Origin of the sequence: Streptomyces sp. NPDC058685 (assembly GCF_042714725.1) — a bacterium.
Classification (GTDB): domain Bacteria; phylum Actinomycetota; class Actinomycetes; order Streptomycetales; family Streptomycetaceae; genus Streptomyces.
Genome location: NZ_JBHXSL010000012.1, coordinates 91,209 through 112,730 on the forward strand (window position 1 = coordinate 91,209; position 21,522 = coordinate 112,730).

General features: G+C 71.8%; 17 protein-coding genes. 11 read left to right on the top strand and 6 right to left on the bottom strand.

The window, feature by feature from the left end; all coding sequences use genetic code 11:
* Nucleotides 1–167: 167 nt before the first annotated feature.
* Nucleotides 168–1,913: a malto-oligosyltrehalose trehalohydrolase gene (treZ, locus tag ACFWU3_RS14140; RefSeq protein WP_384435941.1), complete on the bottom strand. Its 1,746-nt coding sequence runs from the start codon at nt 1,911–1,913 to the stop codon at nt 168–170.
* A gap of 90 nt (nt 1,914–2,003) precedes the next feature.
* Here treZ and ACFWU3_RS14145 point away from each other — a divergent pair, with 90 nt between their 5' ends.
* Together ACFWU3_RS14145 and ACFWU3_RS14150 are read left to right on the top strand one after the other, a co-directional pair.
* Nucleotides 2,004–3,416 (top strand): GH1 family beta-glucosidase, encoded by a 1,413-nt coding sequence (locus tag ACFWU3_RS14145; RefSeq protein ID WP_384435944.1) that lies wholly within the window; start codon nt 2,004–2,006, stop codon nt 3,414–3,416.
* Nucleotides 3,417–3,429: 13 nt separating this feature from the next.
* Nucleotides 3,430–4,329, top strand: coding sequence for a GNAT family N-acetyltransferase (locus ACFWU3_RS14150; protein ID WP_384435947.1), 900 nt, complete (start codon nt 3,430–3,432; stop codon nt 4,327–4,329).
* A gap of 74 nt (nt 4,330–4,403) precedes the next feature.
* Here ACFWU3_RS14150 and ACFWU3_RS14155 read toward each other — a convergent pair whose 3' ends face one another.
* Together ACFWU3_RS14155 and ACFWU3_RS14160 are read right to left on the bottom strand one after the other, a co-directional pair.
* Nucleotides 4,404–5,300 carry a GNAT family N-acetyltransferase gene (locus tag ACFWU3_RS14155; protein ID WP_384435950.1) on the bottom strand — a complete coding sequence of 299 codons (897 nt, stop codon included), beginning with the start codon at nt 5,298–5,300 and terminating at the stop codon, nt 4,404–4,406.
* Nucleotides 5,301–5,672: 372 nt separating this feature from the next.
* Nucleotides 5,673–6,638 carry a GNAT family N-acetyltransferase gene (locus ACFWU3_RS14160; protein WP_384435953.1) on the bottom strand — a complete coding sequence of 322 codons (966 nt, stop codon included), beginning with the start codon at nt 6,636–6,638 and terminating at the stop codon, nt 5,673–5,675.
* A gap of 177 nt (nt 6,639–6,815) precedes the next feature.
* Between ACFWU3_RS14160 and ACFWU3_RS14165 the strand changes: the two genes are divergently transcribed.
* Nucleotides 6,816–7,364, top strand: a complete 549-nt coding sequence (locus tag ACFWU3_RS14165) for a DUF1707 and FHA domain-containing protein (protein WP_384435956.1) — start codon at nt 6,816–6,818, stop codon at nt 7,362–7,364.
* Nucleotides 7,365–7,565: 201 nt separating this feature from the next.
* Nucleotides 7,566–8,495, top strand: coding sequence for a cytochrome P450 (locus tag ACFWU3_RS14170; protein ID WP_384435959.1), 930 nt, complete (start codon nt 7,566–7,568; stop codon nt 8,493–8,495).
* Here ACFWU3_RS14170 and treY read toward each other — a convergent pair.
* On the bottom strand, nt 8,452–10,809 hold the full coding sequence (treY, locus tag ACFWU3_RS14175; RefSeq protein WP_384435962.1) for a malto-oligosyltrehalose synthase: 2,358 nt from the start codon (nt 10,807–10,809) through the stop codon (nt 8,452–8,454). The two genes, ACFWU3_RS14170 and treY, sit on opposite strands and share 44 nt — an antisense overlap.
* An 81-nt stretch (nt 10,810–10,890) precedes the next feature.
* Between treY and ACFWU3_RS14180 the strand changes: the two genes are divergently transcribed.
* Nucleotides 10,891–12,120, top strand: coding sequence for an MFS transporter (locus ACFWU3_RS14180; protein WP_384435965.1), 1,230 nt, complete (start codon nt 10,891–10,893; stop codon nt 12,118–12,120).
* Between the two features lie 41 nt (nt 12,121–12,161).
* On the opposite strand, the gene glgX is transcribed toward ACFWU3_RS14180, so the two are convergent.
* Entirely contained in the window at nt 12,162–14,282 is a 2,121-nt protein-coding gene (gene glgX / locus ACFWU3_RS14185) for a glycogen debranching protein GlgX (protein ID WP_384435968.1), read from the bottom strand.
* A gap of 300 nt (nt 14,283–14,582) precedes the next feature.
* Here glgX and ACFWU3_RS14190 point away from each other — a divergent pair, with 300 nt between their 5' ends.
* The 3 genes from ACFWU3_RS14190 to ACFWU3_RS14200 all read left to right on the top strand — a co-directional run bounded on the left by ACFWU3_RS14190 (nt 14,583) and on the right by ACFWU3_RS14200 (nt 17,380).
* Nucleotides 14,583–15,815 (top strand): SAV2148 family HEPN domain-containing protein, encoded by a 1,233-nt coding sequence (locus ACFWU3_RS14190; RefSeq protein WP_384435971.1) that lies wholly within the window; start codon nt 14,583–14,585, stop codon nt 15,813–15,815.
* 101 nt (nt 15,816–15,916) lie between these two features.
* Nucleotides 15,917–16,639, top strand: a complete 723-nt coding sequence (locus ACFWU3_RS14195; RefSeq protein WP_384435974.1) for a 3'-5' exonuclease — start codon at nt 15,917–15,919, stop codon at nt 16,637–16,639.
* A gap of 186 nt (nt 16,640–16,825) precedes the next feature.
* Nucleotides 16,826–17,380 carry a YceI family protein gene (locus ACFWU3_RS14200; RefSeq protein ID WP_384435978.1) on the top strand — a complete coding sequence of 185 codons (555 nt, stop codon included), beginning with the start codon at nt 16,826–16,828 and terminating at the stop codon, nt 17,378–17,380.
* Between the two features lie 66 nt (nt 17,381–17,446).
* On the opposite strand, the gene ACFWU3_RS14205 is transcribed toward ACFWU3_RS14200, so the two are convergent.
* Entirely contained in the window at nt 17,447–18,307 is an 861-nt protein-coding gene (locus tag ACFWU3_RS14205) for a phosphotransferase enzyme family protein (RefSeq protein WP_384435981.1), read from the bottom strand.
* Nucleotides 18,308–18,466: 159 nt separating this feature from the next.
* Here ACFWU3_RS14205 and ACFWU3_RS14210 point away from each other — a divergent pair, with 159 nt between their 5' ends.
* Genes ACFWU3_RS14210 through ACFWU3_RS14220 form a run of 3 tightly spaced genes read left to right on the top strand, consistent with a single transcriptional unit; the run spans nt 18,467 to nt 21,503 of the window.
* Entirely contained in the window at nt 18,467–19,369 is a 903-nt protein-coding gene (locus tag ACFWU3_RS14210) for a carbohydrate ABC transporter permease (protein ID WP_384435984.1), read from the top strand.
* Complete coding sequence (locus tag ACFWU3_RS14215) at nt 19,366–20,208, top strand: carbohydrate ABC transporter permease (protein ID WP_384435987.1); 843 nt, start codon at nt 19,366–19,368, stop codon at nt 20,206–20,208. The genes ACFWU3_RS14210 and ACFWU3_RS14215 overlap by 4 nt, the downstream gene beginning before the upstream one ends.
* Nucleotides 20,208–21,503: an ABC transporter substrate-binding protein gene (locus ACFWU3_RS14220; protein ID WP_384435990.1), complete on the top strand. Its 1,296-nt coding sequence runs from the start codon at nt 20,208–20,210 to the stop codon at nt 21,501–21,503. The genes ACFWU3_RS14215 and ACFWU3_RS14220 overlap by 1 nt, the downstream gene beginning before the upstream one ends.
* The last annotated feature ends 19 nt before the right edge of the window (nt 21,504–21,522 follow it).

Genomic DNA, 21,522 nt, shown 5'->3' on the forward strand with positions numbered 1-21,522 from the left:
AGTGAACCCTGCTCGGGGGGTGTTGGCCTACCTGTGGCTCCGGCCCTCGCGGCGAGGCAGGGCGAGGACGACGGACGTCGTGGACGACAGGGACTTCACCATCTGGCCGGACCTGATGGACTGACCGCGCCCGCCGCGGAGGGAAGGCCGCACCCGCCACGACGGCCTCACCCGTCCGCCAGCACCACACACGACTCCGCCGGCAGGTGCAACACCCCGTCCCCGCCCGGCGGTTCGACCGCTTCCCACGCCGCCAGCACCCTCCCCCCGCCACCCAGCGGGATCGCGGCCGGTTCCTTCGACAGGTTGATGGCGACCCGCAGATCGCCGCGTCGGTAGGCCAGCCAGCGCGCCTGTTCGTCGAACGCCACCTTCACCGCGGCCAGGTCCGGGTCCGCCAGGTCCGACTGGGCGTGGCGCAGGGCGATCAGTTCGCGGTGCCAGGCCAGCAGCCGGGCGTGCGGTTCGCGGTCGCGTTCCGCGCGGTCCAGGCAGGAGCGGTCGCGGGTGGCCGGGTCCTGGGGGTCCGGGATCTCCTCCTCCGGCCAGCCGTGCTCTCCGAACTCCCGCCGTCTGCCGTTGCGTACGGCTTCGGCGAGTTCCGGGTCGGTGTGGTCCGTGAAGAACTGCCAGGGCGTACGGGCGCCCCACTCCTCGCCCATGAACAGCATCGGGGTGAACGGCCCGGTCAGCACCAGCGCGGCCGCGCAGGCCAGCATCCCGGGGGAGAGGGAGGCCGAGAGACGGTCGCCGAGTGCCCGGTTGCCGATCTGGTCGTGTGTCTGGGCGTAGCCGAGGAAGCGGTGGGCGGGCGTGGCGGCCACGTCCAGGGCACGGCCGTGAGTGCGGCCACGGAAGCTGGAGTACGTGCCGTCGTGGAAGAAGCCGTGGGTGAGGGTCCTGGCGACGGCCGCGAGCGGCGCTGCGGCGAAGTCGGCGTAGTAGCCCTGGGACTCGCCGGTCAGGGCGGTGTGCAGGCCGTGGTGGAAGTCGTCGTTCCACTGCGCGTGCAGGCCGATGCCGCCCGCGTCGCGCGGTGTCGTCGTGCGCGGGTCGCACAGATCCGACTCGGCGATCAGGAACAGCGGGCGCCCCACCTCTGCGGAGAGTCCGTCGACCGCCGCCGCGAGTTCCTCCAGGAAGGTGAGGGCACGGTGGTCGACCAGGGCGTGCACGGCGTCGAGGCGCAGGCCGTCCAGCCGGTAGTCCCGCAGCCAGGCGAGCGCGCTGCCGAGAAGGAAGGCGCGGACCTCGTCCGAGCCGGGGGCGTCGAGGTTGACCGCCGAGCCCCAGGGCGTGGTGTGGGTGTCGGTGAGGTAGGGGCCGAAGGCGGGCAGGTAGTTGCCGGACGGGCCGAAGTGGTTGTGGACCACGTCCAGCACCACGCCGAGGCCGTGCGCGTGGGCTGTGTCGACAAAGCGCTTCAGTGCCTCCGGGCCGCCGTACGGCTCGTGCACGGCCCACAGCGACACCCCCTCGTAGCCCCAGCCGTGCACCCCGGGAAACGGGCAGAGCGGCATCAGCTCGATGTGGGTGATGCCCAACTCGGCCAGCTCGCCCAGACGTTCGGCCGCCGCGTCGAGCGTGCCCTCGGGGGTGTACGTGCCGATGTGGAGCTCGTACAGCACCGCACCCCGCAGCCCTTTCCCGTTCCAGGCGTGGCGCCACACATAGGTGTCCTGCCGTGCCAGCGCGCTCGGGCCGTCCGGGCCCTCGGGCTGGCGGCGCGAGCGGGGGTCGGGCAGCACCGGACCGCCGTCCAGCGAGAAGCCGTACCGGGCGCCGTCGTCGGCCTCCGCCTCGGCGGTCCACCAGTCCCTGCGCTCTGCGTCGCGGGCCATCGGGCGTTCGGCGCCCTCCAGCCACAGCGTGACCTGCTCCTCGGCCTGCGGTGCCCACACCTCGAACAGCACTGGCGGTCCCCTCGTCGTCGATGCCGACCCCCATCCTGACAAGGCCGGGGTCTGGAGGGGGTGACGTTGCGGCCATTAAGGTCAACGGCTATGTCATCGGCCAGCTCCATGCCACCGCTGCCCGCCTTTCCGCCCGGCTTCCTGTGGGGCGCCTCCGCTTCCGCCTTCCAGACGGAAGGGGCCGCGACCACCGACGGCAAGGGGCCGTCGGGATGGGACGCCTTCGCGGCCCAGGGCCGTATCAAGGACGGTTCCGACGCCTCGCGCGGCACCGGCTTCCACGAGCACTACCGCGAGGACGTCGCCCTGCTCGCGGGGCTCGGCGCCGACGCCTTCCGGTTCTCCGTCAGCTGGCCGCGGGTGGTGCCCGGCGGCAGCGGTCCGGTCAATGCGGCCGGGCTCGGCTTCTACGACAGGCTCGTCGACGAACTCTGCGCGAACGGCATCACCCCGGCGCCCACGCTCTATCACTGGGACACCCCCCTCCCGCTGGACGAGGCGGGCGGCTGGCTGAACCGGGACACCGCCCACCGCTTCGCCGACTACGTCTCCGCGGTCGCCGAGCGGCTCGCGGACCGCGTCCCCATGTGGATCACCGTCAACGAGCCCGCCGAGGTCACCCTGCTCGGCTACGCGCTCGGCGAGCACGCCCCCGGCAGGCAGCTGCTGTTCGACGCCCTGCCCGCGGCCCACCACCAGTTGCTCGCCCACGGACTCGGTGTCGCGGCCCTGCGGGCGGCCGGCGCGACGAACATCGGCATCGCCGTGTCGCACTCGCCCGTACGGACCGCGGGCACGAGCGAGGAGGACCGATTCGGCGCGGACCTCTACGACACGCTGACCAACTGGCTCTTCGCCGACCCGGTCCTCACCGGCGCCTACCCCGACGAGAACCTCGCCGCGCTGATGCCCGGCCCGGTGGCGGAGGATCTCGCCGTCATCGCCGCCCCGCTCGACTGGTACGGCGTGAACTACTACCAGCCCATGCTCGTCGGAGCCCCCGCCCAGGACGCGCTCGGCGACTTCGCGGGCGTCGGCATGCCGGCCGAACTGCCCTTCGGGCTGCGGGAGACACCGAGCGAGGAGCGCACGGACTTCGGCTGGCCCGTCGTCCCCGACGGACTGCGCGAGATGCTGGTCCACCTCGAGGACCGCTACGGCGACCGCCTGCCGCCGGTGTACATCACGGAGAACGGCTGCTCCTACGACGGACTCGACGACCACCGCCGGATCGCGTTCCTGGACGCGCATCTGCGGGCGCTGCACCAGGCCGTCGACGAGGGGGTCGACGTGCGCGGCTACTTCACCTGGTCGCTCACCGACAACATCGAATGGGTCGAGGGCGCGTCCCAGCGCTTCGGTCTCGTCCACATCGACTACGCGACGATGCGGCGCACGCCCAAGGCCTCGTACGCCTGGTACCGCGACGTCATCGCCGCTCAGCGCGCCCTCGCGCCGCGCGTCCGGGATGCGGACCGCCCTGGACCGCACACCATTGTCTGACTAAGGTCAGAGAATGGATGGGACGCAGATCGGACAGGTGCGCCGGTTCAACCGCACCGTCACCGAACGCGTCGGCGCGCTCCAGGACCACTACCTGGGCCGCGACCGGCCCATCGGCGAGGCCCGGCTGCTCTGGGAGATCGACGACCGGGGTCAGGACGTACGACGTCTGCGCGAGCGCCTCGGGCTCGACTCCGGGTACGTCAGCCGCCTGCTGCGCTCGCTGGAGGCAGCGGGTCTGGTGACGGTGGAACCCCAGCCCCGGGACAGACGGGTGCGCACCGTCCGGCTCACCGACGCGGGCCGTGTGGAGCGCGCCGTGCTCGACGGCCGCAGCGACGAGCTGGCGGGCTGCATGCTCGAACCGCTCAGCCCCGCCCAGCGCGGCCGGCTGGTCGCGGCCATGGCCGAGGTCGACCGCCTGCTGACCGCCGCGACGGTCACGCTGGACGCCGTCGACCCGGACGGCCCCGACGCCCGGGGCTGCCTGCGGTCCTACGTCACCGAACTTCAGGAGCGCTTCGACAACGGCTTCGACCCCGCCAGGAGCCTGTTGCCCGACGCGGGCGAACTCCGTTCGCCGCAGGGTCTGTTCCTCGTGGCCCGGATGCACGGCGAACCCATCGGCTGCGCCGGTCTGAAGCTGCCGGCCGGTGCCCCGGCCGAGATCAAACGGATGTGGGTCGCCCCCCGGGCCCGGGGCCTCGGTCTCGGCCGCCGGTTCCTCGCGGAGCTGGAGAAGCGGGCCGTACGGCACGGCTGCGGCGTACTGCGGCTGGACACCAACAAGGCACTCGACGCGGCAATCGGCCTGTACCACTCCGCCGGCTTCGAGGAGGTCCCGGCCTTCAACGACGAGCCGTACGCCCACCACTGGTTCGAGAAGCGGATCGGCACGCCGGCGCCGGAGTAGGGCAGGGGCCACGGGCAGGGAGACGAGGACGCGGGCCGGGGCGCCCGGAACTCCGGACGCCCCGGCCCATCAGCTCAGTCCTGCCGGGCCGGCTCCAGGTGGATGCGCTCCTGCACGACCGGGTGCCCGGCCCTGGTGAAGTTCGCCGCCATCGGGAAGTTGCCCTGGTCGGTGGCGCCCGCGATGAACTCCGCGCCCCGTTCGGCCAGGAAGTGCGTGCACTCCGCGAGCAGGTCGTACGCGTAACCGTGACCGCGCTGCCCGGGCACCACCCCGATGAAGCCGACGCACGGCCCCGACGGATTGTGCGCCGGGATGTGCAGCCCGACCAGTTCCCCGTCCTGGGTGTGGGCCAGCTGCCACCACTCGCGCGGCGACGGGCACCAGTGGAAGAAGTCCAGCTCTTCCCGAGCCGCCCGGTCCACACCGCCCTCCGCGATCGCGCGCAGGGCGTGGGCGTCGAGCGTCGACGAGTGCACCCGGCGCAGGACGTCGAGGAAGACCTCGTCGTCCGGCTCCGGCCGGAAGACCAGCCGGCCCGGCCGCTCCGGCAGCCCGTTCCGCGGTGTCCACCGGTACTGGAAGCGCTCCACCAGCACGGTCATTCCGGCACCCTGCGCGGCCCGCAGCCGGCTCTCACCGGCGGCCCGCAGCACGGGGTCCTCGCGCCAGCCGGCGGGCAGGATCAGCTCGTACTCCACCTGGTGCGGGGAGGTGCGCAGCAGTTCGGCGCCCGCCGCCTCCTCGCCCTCGGCGACGTCGAACCAGTTGATGTTGACAGGGGCCGTGTCGTCGGGACCGCCCCACCAGGCGGCCCGTGCGACGACCTTGCCGTCGCGCAGGGCGACGCGCTTCCAGTCGGGCCGGTGGGTGGCACGGGACAGCGCACGGCCGACGCCGAGCGGGTCGGGAAGCGAGTCGAAGAGATGTGCGTCGCTCTCGTCGAGCGCGCGGATGACCAGATCGGTCATGAGGAAGTCCTCCGGGAAGAGATCAGGGTGATGCGCTCCCGGTCAGACTGCGAACGCCGGGTGGACGGGGCGGGAGCGCGGGAATCGTGTGGTGGACATCGCACTCGCCTCCTTCCGTCGTCACAGGCGTGGTGATCACCGTAGACGGCCACGGCCCGAGCCGTCCAGCGCTTTCCCGAGTGAACTCCGGTCCGCGGTCCGGGACTCCGGGAACTCGCGACCGGGCCCGCCGGACCTCGGCGCTCGGCCCCCTCCGCCCGGGACCGGAGCACAGGCACCCGGCGGCTGCCGGCGGAGCACCTCTCCGGGACGACCACCTCGCCCGGTCCCGGTACCGGTCCCGGGCCCCGGTATCGGTCCAGGAGCTCGGCATCAGTCCCAGACGAAGTTGATCGCCCGCTCGAAGTTCACGTACCCGGCCCGCTCGAAGGCCTTCGCCATCGGCACGTTGGCCAGGTCCGTCGCCGCCCGGATCCGCGGGACGTCCTCGGCGGCCAGGACGCGGGTGCCCTCGGCGAGGATCTCGTCGATGTAACCCTTGCCGCGGTGGCCGGGGAGCACCCCGATGTACGCGATGATCGCGTTGTAGTTGTTGCGGGCGGGGATCACGAAGCCCACCGGCTCACCGCTGCCCGGCAGTTGGGCGATCCGCCACCACGCACGCGGCGACGCGTAGCCGGCGAGCTCCTCGTCGTAGTGCTTCTCCGCCGCCTCGCGGGCGGTGAGGCCGGAGGCGAGATCGTCCCGGGCGTGCGCGTCGAGGGTGCCCTCCATGACCGGAGTCATCAGCGCGAGGAGATCGTCCCGGTCGGTGACGGCGCGGAAGTCCAGACGTCCGCCCGGCGCCGGCACGGCCGTTCCCGGGCGCCACTCCAGCCGCAGCCGTTCCACCAGCGGCCGGGCGCCCGTCGCCTCCAGGATGGCCGTGCGGGTCTCCACCACCGCGCGGGCGGTCGGGTCCTCGCGCCAGTCGGGCGGGATGAAGCGCCCGTATTCCGGCCGTGGCACGTCGGCCGGGAGGACCGCGGCCGTCGCGGTCTCCAGCAGCCGCAGCCCGGCCTCCGACCGTTCGGCCGGGGGCAGTTCGTCGTCGACGTCGAAGAAGTCGAGGGCGAGCGGCCTGTCGCCGCCTGCGGTCGTCCACCAGGAGAGCCGGGCGAGAACCCGCTCCCCGCGCAGGGCGACCCACATCCACTCGGGACGCCGCCGGCCGGTGGCGAGGTCGTCCTCGAGTTCATGGTCGAGAACGTACGAAAGGCGCTGGAACAGGGGGAGTTCGTCCGGTCCGCTCAGCGCGCGGACGGTGAACTCCGGGTGTGCCGCCGGTACAGCTGTCACGTGTGAGGGCTCCTCAGGTGTTCGGATCCGAGGGACAGTAACAGCCGCGCGGGCAGGAGCTACGAGGTTTTCCTGGGCCGGAATGTTTGCTTCCGTGCAGGTCAGCGGTGGGTCGGGAGGGATGAGAACGCCGGTTCTTCTGGACACCTCAGGCCTTTCGGCCCGACAATTACGGACGTGACGTCGTCCCCCGAGTTCCACACGTACCCCGCACGGCTGTCGGATGCCGAGCGGGACCGTGTCGTCGGCGTGCTCCGAGAGGGCGCCGCGCAGGGCAAGCTGTCGCACGACACCTTCCTGCGGCGCATGGAGCTGGCCCTGGTCGCGCGCCGGCCGGAGGAACTGAGCGTGCTCACCGCCGATCTCCGCGTCGAGAACCGCGCGTCACAGGTGCTGTTCGGCGCGGTGGGCGGAGTGTCCGCGTTCTTCGTACGGCTCCGCAGGGCGTGGCAGGCGGAGAAGCTGCCCCCACTGCTGCTGCCGGAACCCGGCCCGTACCCCCTGCGGATCGGCCGCGACCCGGGCAACGGTCTGCGGCTGAGCCACGACAGCGTCTCGCGGCTGCACGCCGAACTGAGCATGCAGGGCAGCCGGTGGATCCTGCGCGATCTCGCCTCGACCAACGGCACCACCGTCAACGGACAGCGCGTGACCGGGGCGGTCGTGGTGCGCGAGGGCGACATGGTGGGCTTCGGCCGGATGAGCTTCCGGCTCACGGCGCGCTGACGGGGCAGGTGGTCCGGCCCCCGGTCCGGCCCGACGCCCGTACGCAGGCTGTTCTGCGCCCGAAGCCACAGGCGGACGAGCCCTGCCCGCCGCATCCTCACCCGTCCGGCGCACGCGGACTGCGCCGACCGCGCACCGGTGGTCGCCTTGGGGAGATCCGCGTGACGAGACGGCGCGGCGGTCTCAGGGAAACGAGTCACGATGGACGCTGCCGCACCCGGTGATCTGATACCGGTCCAGCCCTCCACGACGGCACGTCCCGCGCCCCTGCCCGGCCTGCTCTCCCGGACCCGTGAGCAGGACCCGTACGCGTTCTACCGCCGCCTGCGCGAGGACCACCCCCTCGTCTACGACCCCTCCGTCGGCGCCTGGCTGCTCAGCCGTTACGCCGACGTGGCCGCGGCCCTGCGCGACCCCCGCCTCGTCGACGGCCGCAGGCCCGGCGACCGGGGCTGCGTCCCCCACCGGGGTGCCGTGCCGCAGGCGTTGCAGGAGGTCGTGGAGCGCACCTCGTACGTCCTCGCGCACCGTATCGCCCGGCGGGAACAGGCCGACCTGGTCGAGGAGTTCTGCCGCTGGCTGCCCACGGGAGCACTCGGCGGGCGCGGACGCAGGGCGCCGGCCGCCGGTCCCGCCGGCAGGTGCGTCGCCCAGCTGTCGGTGCGCGAGATGGCCCTCGCGTCGTTCTTCGCCAATGTCCTCGACCACCCCGACCGCATCGCCGCGCTCCGCGGCGTCCCCGGGCTGATCGGTCGCGCCTGGCAGGAGTCGCTGCGGCGCGACCCGCCCGTACTCGTCGTGGTGCGCCGGGCCTCCATCGAGGTACGGGTGAGCGGCGGCACGATCCCCGCGGGCGCCGCCGTCGCCTGTCTGATCGGGGCCGCGGGCCGCGACCCCGACCGCTTCCGGGATGCCGACCTGTTCGACCTCACCCGGGAGGACACCGGTCAGCTGACCTTCGGGCCGGGCGCTTGCCCCGCCGTGGAGCTCGCCGCGCTGGAGGCGGAGCACGGACTGCGCGCGCTCTTCGACGCGATGCCCCGCCTCCGGTGGGCCGACGGCTTCCGGCCCGCGGCGACCGGACTGTTCACCCGCTCCCCTCGGAGCCTTCTCGTACGGCCGTGCGGCTGAGGAGCGCGACCGGCCGGTCGGCGAGCAGCGTGGCCAGTGGCACCGCGCCGCCGTCGAACTCCCGTGCACCGTCGAGCAGATCCGCCCAGCGCCCCTCCGGCAGGGTCAGCTCCGTCCCCTCCCAGCCGCCCGCCGCGGCCAGCCGCCTGGAGAGCCGGGTGACGGCCGTGACCACCTCGCCCGTACGGCAGAAAGCCACACAGTGCGCGGATGCCGGACCGCTCGCAACCAGGGGCACATAGGTCCCCGACTCGCCGAAGACCTCCGGCCGCTCCCGGCGCAGGCGCAGCGCCACCCGGGTCAGCGCCGTCTTCTCGTCGGGCAGGGCCTCACTGAACGGATAGCGGTTGTCCGGATCCACCAGCGCGAGGAACTCGCCCTCCGTGCGCTGATAGAGGTCCGGCACCCCCGGCATCGTCAGCTGGAGCAGCGCGGACCCCAGCACATTGGCCCGCACGAACGGGTCCAGCTCACGGGCGAACTGCGCCACCGAGTACAGCGGCGGCCCCTCGGGACCGGCCTCCACGAAGTCGGCGACGGCCCTCTCGTACGCCTCGTCCGGCTCCGTCCAGGTGGTGTGCAGCGCCGCCTCCCGCACGCCCTTGAGCAGTGCCTCGCGCAGCCGCCCCTCGTAGGGGAACCCGAAGCCGACGGCGGTCTGCCACGCCACCCACGCCAGATGGGGATCGGGAGCCCGCCCTCCCTCCAGCCGGTCGGCCTCCTCGGTGATCTGCTGCACGAACGCCGCCCACCGGTCCGGACACTCGGACAGCACCGCGATCCTGGCCCGCACATCGGAGCTGCGCTTGGTGTCGTGGGTGGTCAGCACGGTGCCGGTGGAGGGCCAGTCGCGCGCCAGCCGTGCGCAGTAGGCGTGGAAGTCCTCGGGGGCGACGGCCGGGCTGCCCGGGTCGCCGCCGACCTCGTTGGCGGAGATCAGCGGGACATAGCGGTAGAACGCCGTGTCCTCCACGGACTTGGCCCGCAGGGCCGAGGACGTCTGTGCGAAGCGGGCACGGAAGGCCACGTGGTCGGGGCCGTCGCCGAGCCGGCCGAGCGCCAGATCGCGCACCACATCGACCGCGGTGCCCTCCTCCGGGACCGCGAAGGCGCCCTTGGCGCTCGCCGCCGCCTTCACGGTGAGGACCTCGTCCCCGCCGACGCGGTACGGACGGTAGACCGGCACCCGCACCAGCAGTTCCCGGATCGCCGTCCGCAGCGCCCAGGGCGCATGGTCGCGCAGCGCTGTATCCCGGTCGCACACCCGCTCCGCCAGCCGGGTCAGCGCGGCGGTCTCGGCGGCCAGCTCGTGGGTGACCACCCGGTACGCGGCGCGGCGCACCGTGGCCTCCCAGTACCCGCCGCGGTCACCCGCGGGGCCCGCGAACTCCCGGTAGAGCGTGACCAGTTCCTCGGCGCCCACCGGATCGGTGAACAGCCCGTCCAGCTGCCGCAGCGCGTCGTACCCCGTGGTGCCCGCCACCGGCCAGCCCGCGGGAAGCCGTTCGTCACCGGTCAGGATCTTCTCGACGACGGTCCAGCACCCGCCGCCCGTCGCCTCGTCCAGCCGGCGCAGATAGCCCTCCGGGTCGGCGAGCCCGTCCGGATGGTCGATCCGCAGGCCCTCCACCACACCGTCCCGCACCAGCTCCAGGATCTTGGTGTGCGTGGCCTCGAAGACGTCCGGGTCCTCGACCCGGACCCCGATGAGGTCCGAAATCGTGAAGAAGCGGCGGTAGTTGAGCTCGGTGCGGGCGAGGCGCCACCAGCCGAGCCGGTACCACTGCGCTTCGAGCAGCTCGGGCAGCGGAAGGTGCGAGGTCGACTCGCGCAGCGGGAAGCGCTGCTCGCCGTAGTGCAGCACATCTCCCACGACCTTGAAGGAGCCGAGCTCGTCGCCGACCCGTCCGCCGAGCACCGGCAGCAGCACCTTCCCGCCGCCGGCCTCCCAGTCGATGTCGAACCACGGTGCGTACGGCGACAGCGGCCCCTCCCGCAGCACCTCCCACAGGGCGGGGTTGTGCCGGGGGACGGCCGCCATGTGGTTCGGCACGATGTCCAGGACGAGCCCGAGACCGTGCTCGCGTGCCGTGCGGGCGAGCGCCCGCAGGCCCTCCTCACCGCCCAGCTCCTCGCGCACCCGGGTCGGATCGACGACGTCGTACCCGTGTGTGGAGCCGGGCACGGCCTCCAGCACCGGCGACAGATGCAGATGCGAGACGCCGAGTCCGGCGATGTACGGCACGGCTGCCGCGGCGGACATGAACGTGAAGTCCGGCTGGATCTGGAGCCGGTACGTGGCGGTGGGCCTCATGCGAACGTACGTACCCACCTTGAGGGCTTCTGTGTCATCCGTCCCTGCGCCGGTATCGGCCGATCGGGTTACGTTCGCCCGATGCTCCGCACGTATCGCGAGGTCGTGGCCCTCACCGGGCCACTGCTGCCGGTCATCTCCTTCCTCGGGCGACTGCCCACGGCGATGTGCCAGTTCGGCAGTCTGCTGCTGGTCGCCGAGACCAGTGGCAGCCTCGCGGCCGCGGGTCTCGTCGGGGGAGCGCTGGCAGGGGGCCAGACGGTGGGTGGCCCCCTGCTCGGCCGTGCGGCGGATCGCCGCGGCCAGCGGGGCGTCGTGCTCGCCGCCGCTCTCGCCAACGCCGTCGCGGTGACCGCGCTCGTCCTCGCCGCCCTCGGCGACGCCGGAACGGCCCTGCTGGTGCTCCTCGGGGCTCTCGCGGGCGCGACGGTGCCGCAGATCGGGCCGCTGGCCCGCAGCCGCTCGGTGGCCCTGGCCCGCGGCTCCGGCGCGGACGACCGGGTGACCGGCGCGGTGCTCTCCTTCGAGGGCACCCTCGACGAGGTGTCGTTCGTCCTCGGTCCCGCGCTCGTCGGCATCGCGGCCACCCTCGCCCATCCGGCGGCCGCGCTGCTGTTGGCCGCGGCGCTGTTGGCGGTGTGTGGCACAGCCTTCGCCCTGCATCCGACGGCCGCCCGGACCGGAGCCACGGCCGCACCGGCCCCGTCCCGTGGAAAGCCCCGGCTGTCCGGCGCGGTGCACGTCCTGCGGGTCGCGATGGTCCTCCAGGGCGCCATGTTCGGCGCCTCGCAGGCCGGCATCACCGCACTGACGGACCGACTCGGCCGGCCGGAACAGGCGGCCCTGGTCTACGCGGCCATGGGAGTGATGAGCGCGGTCGCCGGCCTCGCCCTGGCCGCGCTCCCGCCGAGCCTCGGGCTCACCACCCGCTGGCGGATCTCGACCGCCGCGCTGGTCGTCCTGTCGGCGCCCCTGCTGTTCGTGGACTCGCTCGGCGCTCTGTACGCCGTGGTGACCGTGCTCGGCGTCGCGTACGCGCCTCAGCTGATCACGGTGTTCGCCCTGACCGAGCGCGGTGTTCCGGCCGCCCGGCTCGCCGAATGCATGGCCTTCCTGACGAGCGGTGTCGTCGCCGGTCAGGCCGCGGCCGTCATGCTGTCCGGCGCGCTGGCGGAGTCCGGCGGCCCGGCGGCGGCGTTCGCCGTGGCGGTGGCGGCCGCCGCTCTGTGCGCCGCGCTGTCGTGGACGGTACGGACCGGGGCACCGGCGACGACGGAGCGGGCGGAGCCCGTGGAGAGCTCCGCCCGCTGATGTCCGTTGCCGCGCCGGGAACCCCGTCGGGGCGCCGTGGTTCAGGCCGGCCGGCGGAGCACCGTCAGGCTCCGGCCCACCAGCTTCACCCGCTCACCGGCCGCCACTTTCGGGCCCTGGCCCGGCGGGACGCCCTCCTTGCGGGCGGTGTCCACCACCACCTGCCACTGCCGGCCGTGGTTCACCGGCACCGCGAAGTCCAGCTCCTCCGCGCTGGCGTTGAACATCAGCAGGAACGAGTCGTCCCCGATCCGTTCGCCCCGGGGCCCGGGCTCGGAGATGGCGTGCCCGTTGAGGAAGACGGACAGCGCCTTGGCGTGCGCCGCCTGCCAGTCCCGCTGGGTCATCTCCTCGCCCTCGGGCGTGAACCAGGCGATGTCCGAGAGCTCGTCGTGCGTCCCCTCCACCGGACGGCCGTGGAAGAAGCGCCGGCGGCGGAACACCGGGTGGTCGCGGCGCAGCCACACCATCGCCCGGGTGAAGGCGAGGAGTGTGCCGTCCGTGTCCGTGCCCGGCTCGGGCCACTGCACCCAGGACACCTCGTTGTCCTGGCAGTAGGCGTTGTTGTTGCCGCCCTGGGTGCGGGCGAACTCGTCGCCGTGGCTGAGCATCGGCACACCCTGGGAGAGCATCAGCGTCGCGATGAAGTTGCGCATCTGACGGTCCCGCAGCTCCACGACCTCGGGGTCGTCGGTGTCGCCCTCGGTGCCGCAGTTCCAGGACCGGTTGTGGCTCTCGCCGTCGCGGTTGCCCTCGCCGTTGGCGTCGTTGTGCTTGTCGTTGTACGAGACGAGGTCGTGCAGGGTGAAACCGTCGTGGCAGGTGGTGAAGTTGATCGAGGCGAGCGGCCGGCGGCCGTCGTCCTGGTAGAGGTCGGACGAGCCGGTCAGCCGGGAGGCGAACTCGGCGAGCGTGCGCGGCTCGCCCCGCCACAGGTCCCGCACGGTGTCGCGGTACTTGCCGTTCCACTCGGTCCACAGCGGCGGGAAGTTCCCCACCTGGTAGCCGCCCTCGCCCACGTCCCACGGCTCGGCGATCAGCTTCACCTGGCTGACCACCGGGTCCTGCTGCACCAGGTCGAAGAAGGACGACAGCCGGTCCACCTCGTGGAACTGACGGGCCAGCGTGGCCGCCAGGTCGAAGCGGAAGCCGTCGACGTGCATCTCGGTCACCCAGTACCGCAGCGAGTCCATGATCAGCTGGAGCACATGGGGGCTGCGCATGAGCAGCGAGTTCCCGGTGCCCGTGGTGTCCATGTAGTAGCGGCGGTCGTCGGTGAGCCGGTAGTACGAGGCGTTGTCGAGACCCCGGAAGGACAGCGTGGGGCCGAGGTGATTGCCCTCGGCCGTGTGGTTGTAGACGACGTCGAGGATGACCTCGATACCGGCCTGGTGCAGGGCCCGCACCGCCTGCTTGAACTCCAGCACCTGCTCACCGCGGTCGCCCCAGGAGGCGTAGGCGTTGTGCGGGGCGAAGAAACCGATGGTGTTGTAGCCCCAGTAGTTGTTGAGACCGGCGTCCACCAGCCGGTGGTCGTTGACGAACTGATGCACCGGCATCAGTTCCAGCGTCGTCACCCCGAGCTCGGTCAGATGCGAGATGACGGCCGGATGCGCGAGCCCCGCATAGGTGCCGCGCAGCTCCTGCGGCAGCTCCGGATGGAGCATCGTCAGGCCCTTCACATGGGCCTCGTAGATGACCGTCCGGTGATAGTCCGTCCGGGGGGACCGGTCGTCGCCCCAGTCGAAGTACGGGTTGACCACGACCGACGTCATCGTGTTGGGCGCGGAGTCCAGGTCGTTGCGGGAGTCCGGCTTGCCGAAGTGGTAGCCGTACACCGATTCGCCCCAGTCGATGCTGCCGCTTATCGCACGCGCGTACGGGTCGAGGAGGAGCTTGGCGGAGTTGCAGCGCTGCCCCCGCTCCGGTTCGTAGGGGCCGTGCACCCGGAAGCCGTACCGCTGACCCGGCATCACGCCCGGCAGATACGCGTGCCGCACGAAGGCGTCCGTCTCGCGCAGCTCCACCGCCGTTTCTGATCCGTCGTCGTGCAGCAAGCACAGCTCGATGCGCTGTGCGGCTTCGGAGTACACCGCGAAGTTGGTGCCGGCGCCGTCGTACGTGGCGCCGAGCGGATACGCCTGTCCCGGCCAGACCTGCATAGATATGACTCTTCCACTTCTGATCCGGGTGCTGGAGGGCACTTGGCCCAGATCCTCCCCGAAAGTATCCCCGCCGAACGCCTCCATGGCAGTGGACGACGCGGTCAACATCGTGTTCCTTCTGTCGCCCGGGTACCCCAACCGCTATGAAACCCCTCACTCCGGCAGATCTCGCCAGGCGGAACGTCCAAGAGGATCAAGGGAGTTGGGAAAGCCGCCCCTCGATCCGGCTGCACCTTGTCCCGCATGCGGAGTAGTCTTCCTTGATCGTTGGGTGGGGGACGGGAAGGCGGTGCGCGGGTGAGCTCGGGAGGGCTGGAGCTACCCCCAGGTGACGCGAGTCACGAGGGGGACTCCGCCGAGGTCCCGCCAGGAGCGGTCTCCCTCGCCAGGCCGATGGAGATCGGGGCGGAACTGGACTGGGGTGCGGACGCCTGGAGCGAGGTGCGTACGCGCGCGCAACGGGCCGGACGGGCCTACATCTGGCTGAATCTGGTGGAGCAGCGGCTGCGTGCCGTGGTGGCCGCGGTGCTGCGCCCCATCTACGAACCGGTGCACGGCGACGACTGGGTGGTGGCCGCGGCCGGGCCCGCCGGTCAGGAGTGGGTGCAGCGGGCCGTCGCCGTACGCGAGGTCTCGCGCCGCAAGGGCTATCTGCTGGACCCCGCCGACGACAATGTCCTCTCCTTCCTCACCCTGCCCCAGCTGCGCGAGCTGATGGTCCAGCACTGGCCCTGCTTCGAGCCCTACTTCGACGACCGGCGCGATGTCGAGCTCGCGCTGGACGAGCTGGAGGTCGCCCGCAACGTCGTCTCCCGCAACCGGGCTCTGAACGAGGCGGTGCTCGCCCAGGCGGAGCGCGCCTCGGGCCGGCTGCTGGAGATACTCGGCAGCGGCGCCGGCGTCCCCTCCGCCGACCGGCTGCCGGTCGACGCGGTCGAGGAGCTCGTCGGCGACCGGTACGCGGACGTCGTCTCCGTCCACCCCGACCGGGTGCGGCTCCAGCGCCAGCTGCCGGCCGAGGACCTGTTCGGCGGCGCCCGCCGGCTCGACGCCATCGGCATAGGCCTGAACCTGCTCGTCCAGAACTTCTCCGGCCGCCGGCTGGTCCGCCTCGCCGAGTCGGGCTGCCGCATCCGGCTGCTGTTCCTGAACCCGGCCAGCAGCGCGGTCAAGCGACGCGAGCGGGAACTCGGAATCAAGAAGGGCGAATTGAGCCGCACGGTGGAGATGAACATCCTCCATATGCGCCGGGTGCGCTCCCGGCTGCGCGACCCGGGAGCCTTCGAGATCCACGTCTTCGACGAGACGCCGCGCTTCACCGCCTACCTCGTCGACGGCGACGGCGCCGACGGGCTCGCCGTCATCCAGTCCTATCTGCGCAAGGCGCGCGGCATGGAGGCGCCCGTCCTGGTGCTGCGCGGCGGGGGCCGGGCCGTGGTCCGCGCCGGCAACGACACCGAGAACGGTCTGTTCCAGACCTACCGCGAGGAGTTCGAGTCGGTCTGGGCGGACTCACGGCCCGTCTCCTGAACGGTCCGCGTGCGGCGGCCGGCGGCCTGGGTTGTCAGTGCCGCGTGGGAGGGTGAGCAACGCACGGGGGACGGCATCACGCAGTACGGAGGAGGGCCACGATGGCTTGGCACGGGGAACCGCTGGTCGGCTTCGACCTGGAGACGACGGGCACGGAGCCGCTGGAGGCCCGGATCGTGACGGCCGCGGTCGTCGAGGTCCGGGCGGGGGAGCCGGTGCACCGGCGGGTGTGGCTCGCGGACCCGGGCATCCTCATCCCCGCGCAGGCCTCGGCGATCCACGGCATCAGCAGTGAGCGGGCGACGTCGGAAGGGCGTCCGGCACGCGAGGTGGCGGAGGAGATCGCCGCCACGCTGTGCGGATACTGGGCACGGGGCGTGCCGGTGGTCGCGTACAACGCCGCGTTCGATCTGACCCTGCTGACGGCGGAGTTGCGCCGGCACGGGCTGGCCTCGCTGAGCGACCGGCTGGGCGGCCGCCCCATCGGCCCGGTGATCGACCCGTACACCATCGACCGCGCCGTCGACCGCTACCGCAAGGGGAAGCGGAATCTGGAGGCGGTGTGCGGGGAGTACGGCGTGCTGCTGGACACGGCCCACGACGCGACCTCCGACGCGTTGGCGGCCGTGCGGGTGGCGTGCGCGCTGGCTCAGCGTCATGTGCCGGTGGCGTCGCTGACGCCGGAGCAGCTGCATGAGCGTCAGATCGAGTGGTACGCGGAGTGGGCGACGGACTTCGAGGCCTTCCTGCGGCGCAAGGGGAGCGCGGACGCGACGGTGGACGCGTCCTGGCCCCTGCGGGAGGTCGCGCCGACGGGTTCCTGACGTCCTCCCGTCCGGCGGCGAAGAGCGCCGTCCGGGGCCATCCGGGGACGGTCGGGGGCCGTGCACGCGCCACGACAGGGGGTCGGGGGCGCCTCGCCCGGACGGGCCGTTTGGTGACGTCCGACCGGGTTACGCATCCCACGAGACCGTTGCCGACGGTTCGAACGACACTCGGAGGCGCTTCGCATGACCGCTCCACAGCAGATCCCGGACCTCACCCCCGCCACGTGGACCATCGACCCCGTCCACTCCTCGGTGGGTTTCTCGGTGCGCCACCTGATGGTGTCCAAGGTCCGCGGCAGCTTCGAGAGATTCTCCGGCGAGATCACCATCGCCGAGGACCCGCTGCTCTCCTCCGCACGCGTGGAGATCGACATGTCCTCGATCGACACCCGCAACGAGGACCGCGACAACGACCTGCGCAGCACCAACTTCTTCGAGAGCGACCGCTATCCGGTCATGACCTTCGTGACGACCGGTGTGCGGGGCTCCGGCACGGACTACACGGTCACCGGCGACCTCACCATCAAGGGCACCACCCGTCCGGTGGAGCTCGCCGTCGAGTACAACGGTGTCCAGGTCGACAGCCCCCTGGGCACCCGGGCCGGGTTCGCCGCCACGACCGAGATCAGCCGCAAGGAGTTCGGCATCTCCTTCGACATGCCCCTCGAAGGCGGCGGCACCGTCGTGGGCGACAGGATCAAGATCGACCTCGACATCCAGGCCGTGCTCCAGTCCTGACGCCGGGCGGGTCGGACGACGCGCGTCGCGCGGTCCGTCCCGGGCGCGCGGGTCCGAGACAGGTGGTCAGAAGGGGTACCAGCGGACGTCCGGCGTGGCCGTCCGCAGGGACTCCACCCTGCGGCCGAACTCCAGCCGCGCCGCCTCGTTCGTCGGCGCGTGCTGTGCCACCCACGCACAGCTCGCCGTCTCCCGAGCGCCCCGCAGCACCTCGCACCCCTCCCACTCCCGCACATCCCACCCGTACGCCTCGGTGAAGGACTCGTACGCCTCCCACCCCAGGCCGTACCGGTCCCTGGACAGGGCCATCACCACCAGGTCGTGCTCGCGGAAGTCGCCGGAGAACGTCTCCAGGTCCACCAGTACCGGGCCGTCCGGGCCCACATGGACGTTGCGGGGCAGTGCGTCCCCGTGGATCGGCCCGGGCGGCAGGTGCGGGGTGAGCGCGGCCGACGCCGCCGCGAAACCGTCGCGCCGCTCCCGCAGATAGGCCGCGTCCGCCGGGTCGATCGCATCCCCGGCCAGGTGCAGCCACCGCTCGACCCCGCCCAGCAGCTCCCGCCGCGGCAGCGTGAAGTCCGGCTCGGGCAGCGCGTGCACCTGACGCAGCAGAACGGCGAGGTCCGTCGCGTCGGCCGGGCGCACCGCGTCGGGGAGGCGGTGCCAGAGCGTCACCGGGTGCCCTTCGACCCGCCGTGCCCGCGGCTCCGCGGGCCGTACCGCGGGCACCCCCGCCTCCGCGAGCCAGACGCCGATGGCCAGTTCGCGTTCCGCCCGCGCCTGAAGGGTCTCGTCACCGACGCTCCGGCCGACCTTCACGACGAGATCGTCCGCCGAGAAGACCGCGTTCTCGCCGAGCGCCAGCAGTGCCGCGTCGGCCGGCAGCCCGGCGGCCCTCAGCACCTCGCGTGCCCTCGTCTCGTCCATCCGGCACCACTCCCGCTCTCGCTCCCACAGCCTTGTGAATCCGCCAAAGTCTTGCATCCGTGCAGGTGGGGTTGACGAAGCGACGGGCCGTCAGCACGATGACGGGGGCCGCCAGGGCGGCCGGACCAGCAGGACCAGCCGCCCGAAGGAGTCGATTCCGTGACATCGGCGACCGCAGCGCCGCGGTCCGCGCGCAGGACGGACCATGGAGCCTGGTTCCTGGTCCTCCCGGCGCTGATCCCCATACTGGTGCTCAGCGTGGGGCCGCTGCTCTACGGCATCTCGCTGGCGTTCACGGACTCCCAGGCCGGACGCACCGAGCCGACCCAGTGGATCGGCACCCTCAACTTCCAGGACCTGCTCCACGACACGCTGTTCTGGGACTCCTTCAGGATCGGCCTGCTGTGGGCGGTCGGTGTGACGGTGCCGCAGTTCGTGCTGGCGCTCGGTCTCGCGCTGCTGCTGAACCAGCGGCTCCGGCTGCGCTGGCTGGCCCGCGCCCTCGCGATCATTCCCTGGGCCATGCCCGAGGTGGTCGTCGGCATCATGTGGCGTCTCGTCTACAACCCCGACGCGGGCATCCTCAACGAGACGATCCGGGACCTGGGACTCGGCGACGGACGCGACTGGCTGACCGGGCTGGCCACCGCCCTGCCCGCCGTGATCGTCGTCGGCATCTGGGCCGGCATGCCGCAGACCACCGTGGCCCTGCTCGCCGGACTGCAGAACACACCGCACGAACTGCACGAGGCCGCCGCCCTCGACGGCGCCGGAGCCTGGCGCCGCTTCCGCACGGTCACCTGGCCGGCGCTGAAGCCGATCGCCCTCGCGATCACCGCGCTCAACTTCATCTGGAACTTCAACTCGTTCGCGCTGGTGTACGTGCTCACCAACGGCGGGCCGGGCGGACGCACCCGTCTCCCCATGCTCTTCGCCTACGAAGAGGCCTTTCGCTACGGACAGTTCGGCTATGCCGCCGCCATGGGCTGTGTGATGGTCGCGGTCATCTCCGTGATGCTCGCCCTCTATCTCGTGGGACGGCTCAAGGGAGGGGACGAGTGACCACGCTCCGTACCGGCAGGGCCGGCCGCGCGGGACAGTACGCCGCACTGGCCTGCTACCTCGTCTTTCTCGCCTTTCCCTTCCTCTGGCTGATCTCCACGGCCTTCAAGCCGCCGCGGGAACTGGGCTCGCTGCACCCCACCTGGATCCCGGAGAACCCGACGCTCGACAACTTCCGGCAGGCGTTCGACGAACAGCCGCTGCTCCAGGCAGCCGGGAACAGTCTGATCGCCGCGGTGTCCGCCTCCGTGATCGCGGTGCTGATCGCGACGCCGATGGCGTACGTCATGGCCCGCAACCGCAGCAAGCTCTCCACCGCCGCCACCGGGTGGGTGGTGGTCAGCCAGGCGTTCCCGTTCGTCCTGGTGATCATTCCGCTGTTCCTGATCCTCAAGAACCTGCATCTGATCAACACCCTCGCGGGGCTGATCATGGTGTACGTCGTGTGGGCGCTGCCCTTCGCGCTCTGGATGCTCGTCGGTTACGTACGGGCGGTGCCGCGCGAGCTGGAGGAGGCCGCGGCCGTCGACGGCGCGGGCCGGCTGCGCACGCTGGTGTCGGTCACCGCGCCGCTCCTCGCGCCGGGCATCGTCGCCACCGCGCTGTTCGCGTTCATCACCGCATGGAACGAGTTCTTCTTCGCGCTCGTCCTGCTCAAGACCCCGGAGAAGCAGACCTTGCCGGTCGTCCTGACGCACTTCCTCGGCGCGGAGGGGGCCGCCGATCTCGGACCCCTCGCCGCCGCCGCGTTTCTCGCCACGCTTCCCTCGCTCGTCATCTTCGCGGTCATCCAGAAGCGGATCACCGGCGGCATGCTGGCCGGGGCGGTGAAGTCCTGATGCGCGCGCGGACGCTGGCCGCCGCGGCCACGGTGCTGGCCCTGCTGCTCACCGGCTGCTCGGACGGCGACGAAGGGCGGACGGACGGGACCGTCAGGCTCCGGTTCCAGTCCCTCGCCTGGCAGAAGGAGTCCGTCGACGCGAACAAGGAGCTCGTCGAGGAGTGGAACAGGACCCATCCCGGCGTGCAGGTGGACTACGTCCAGGGCAGCTGGGACAGCGTCCACGACCAGTTGCTGACGTCGTTCGAGGGCGGTGAGGCGCCGGACATCATCCATGACGCGTCCGACGACCTCGCGGACTTCGCGTACGGCGGCTATCTCGCCGACCTGACCGGCCTCCTGCCCCAGCGGCTGAAGGACGACATCCCCCGGCAGAGCTGGGAGACGGCCACCTTCGACGGGAAGACCTACGGCGTCCCCTTCCTCCAGGAACCGCGGGTCCTGATCGCCAACAAGAAGATCCTCGACGCCTCCGGGGTCAGGGTCCCGACGGCCGCGGATCCGTGGAGCTGGGCGGAGTTCCGTGAGGTCACCAAGACGCTGACGGCCGCGATGGGCAAGGGGAGGTACGGCGTCGCCTGGCCGCTCAAGGAGCCGGTCTCCGTCACCCTCAACCTCGGGCTGTCGGCGGGCGGGCGGCTCTTCCACCGGGGCGACGACGGCAGGGTCACCGTCCGGTTCACGGACGCCGACGGGGTGATGCCCGGGACGGTCCACGACCAGGTCAACACCGACCGGAGTGCCGCGCGGACCACGCTCGGCATGAGCGGCTCGGACACGCTGCCCGGTCTCTTCGGCGGTAAGTACGCGATGGTGCCGCTGGGCTTCTCCTTCCGGCAGCAGGTCGTGCAGCAGGCGCCGAAGGGCTTCGAGTGGACGGTGTTGCCGGCTCCCGCCGGTAAGGAGGGGAACGCGCAGGGCGTCAGTCCGCAGACCCTGTCGGTCGCGCAGGACAGTCCCTATAAGAAGGAGGCGGCCGCGTTCATCGACTTCATGCTCCGGCCGCCCAACATGGTGCGCCTCGCGCAGGGGGACTGGATGCTGCCGACCGGCACACGCGCGCTCGCGGATCCGGCGCTGCACACCCCGAAGGACGGCTGGTCGACCGGCGCCGAGCTCGCGCGGAGTCTGCGGTCCGCCCCGGCGCAGTCGGTCCGCGGCTATCCGGAGTGGAAGGACAAGGTGGCGACGCCCGCACTCCAGGAGTACTACAGCGGTGCCATCGACCGGAAGGAGCTGGAGAAGCGGCTGGTGAAGGACGGCAATCTGGTGCTCGCGCGCTACCAGCGCTGACCCCGGCCGGGTTGCGTAG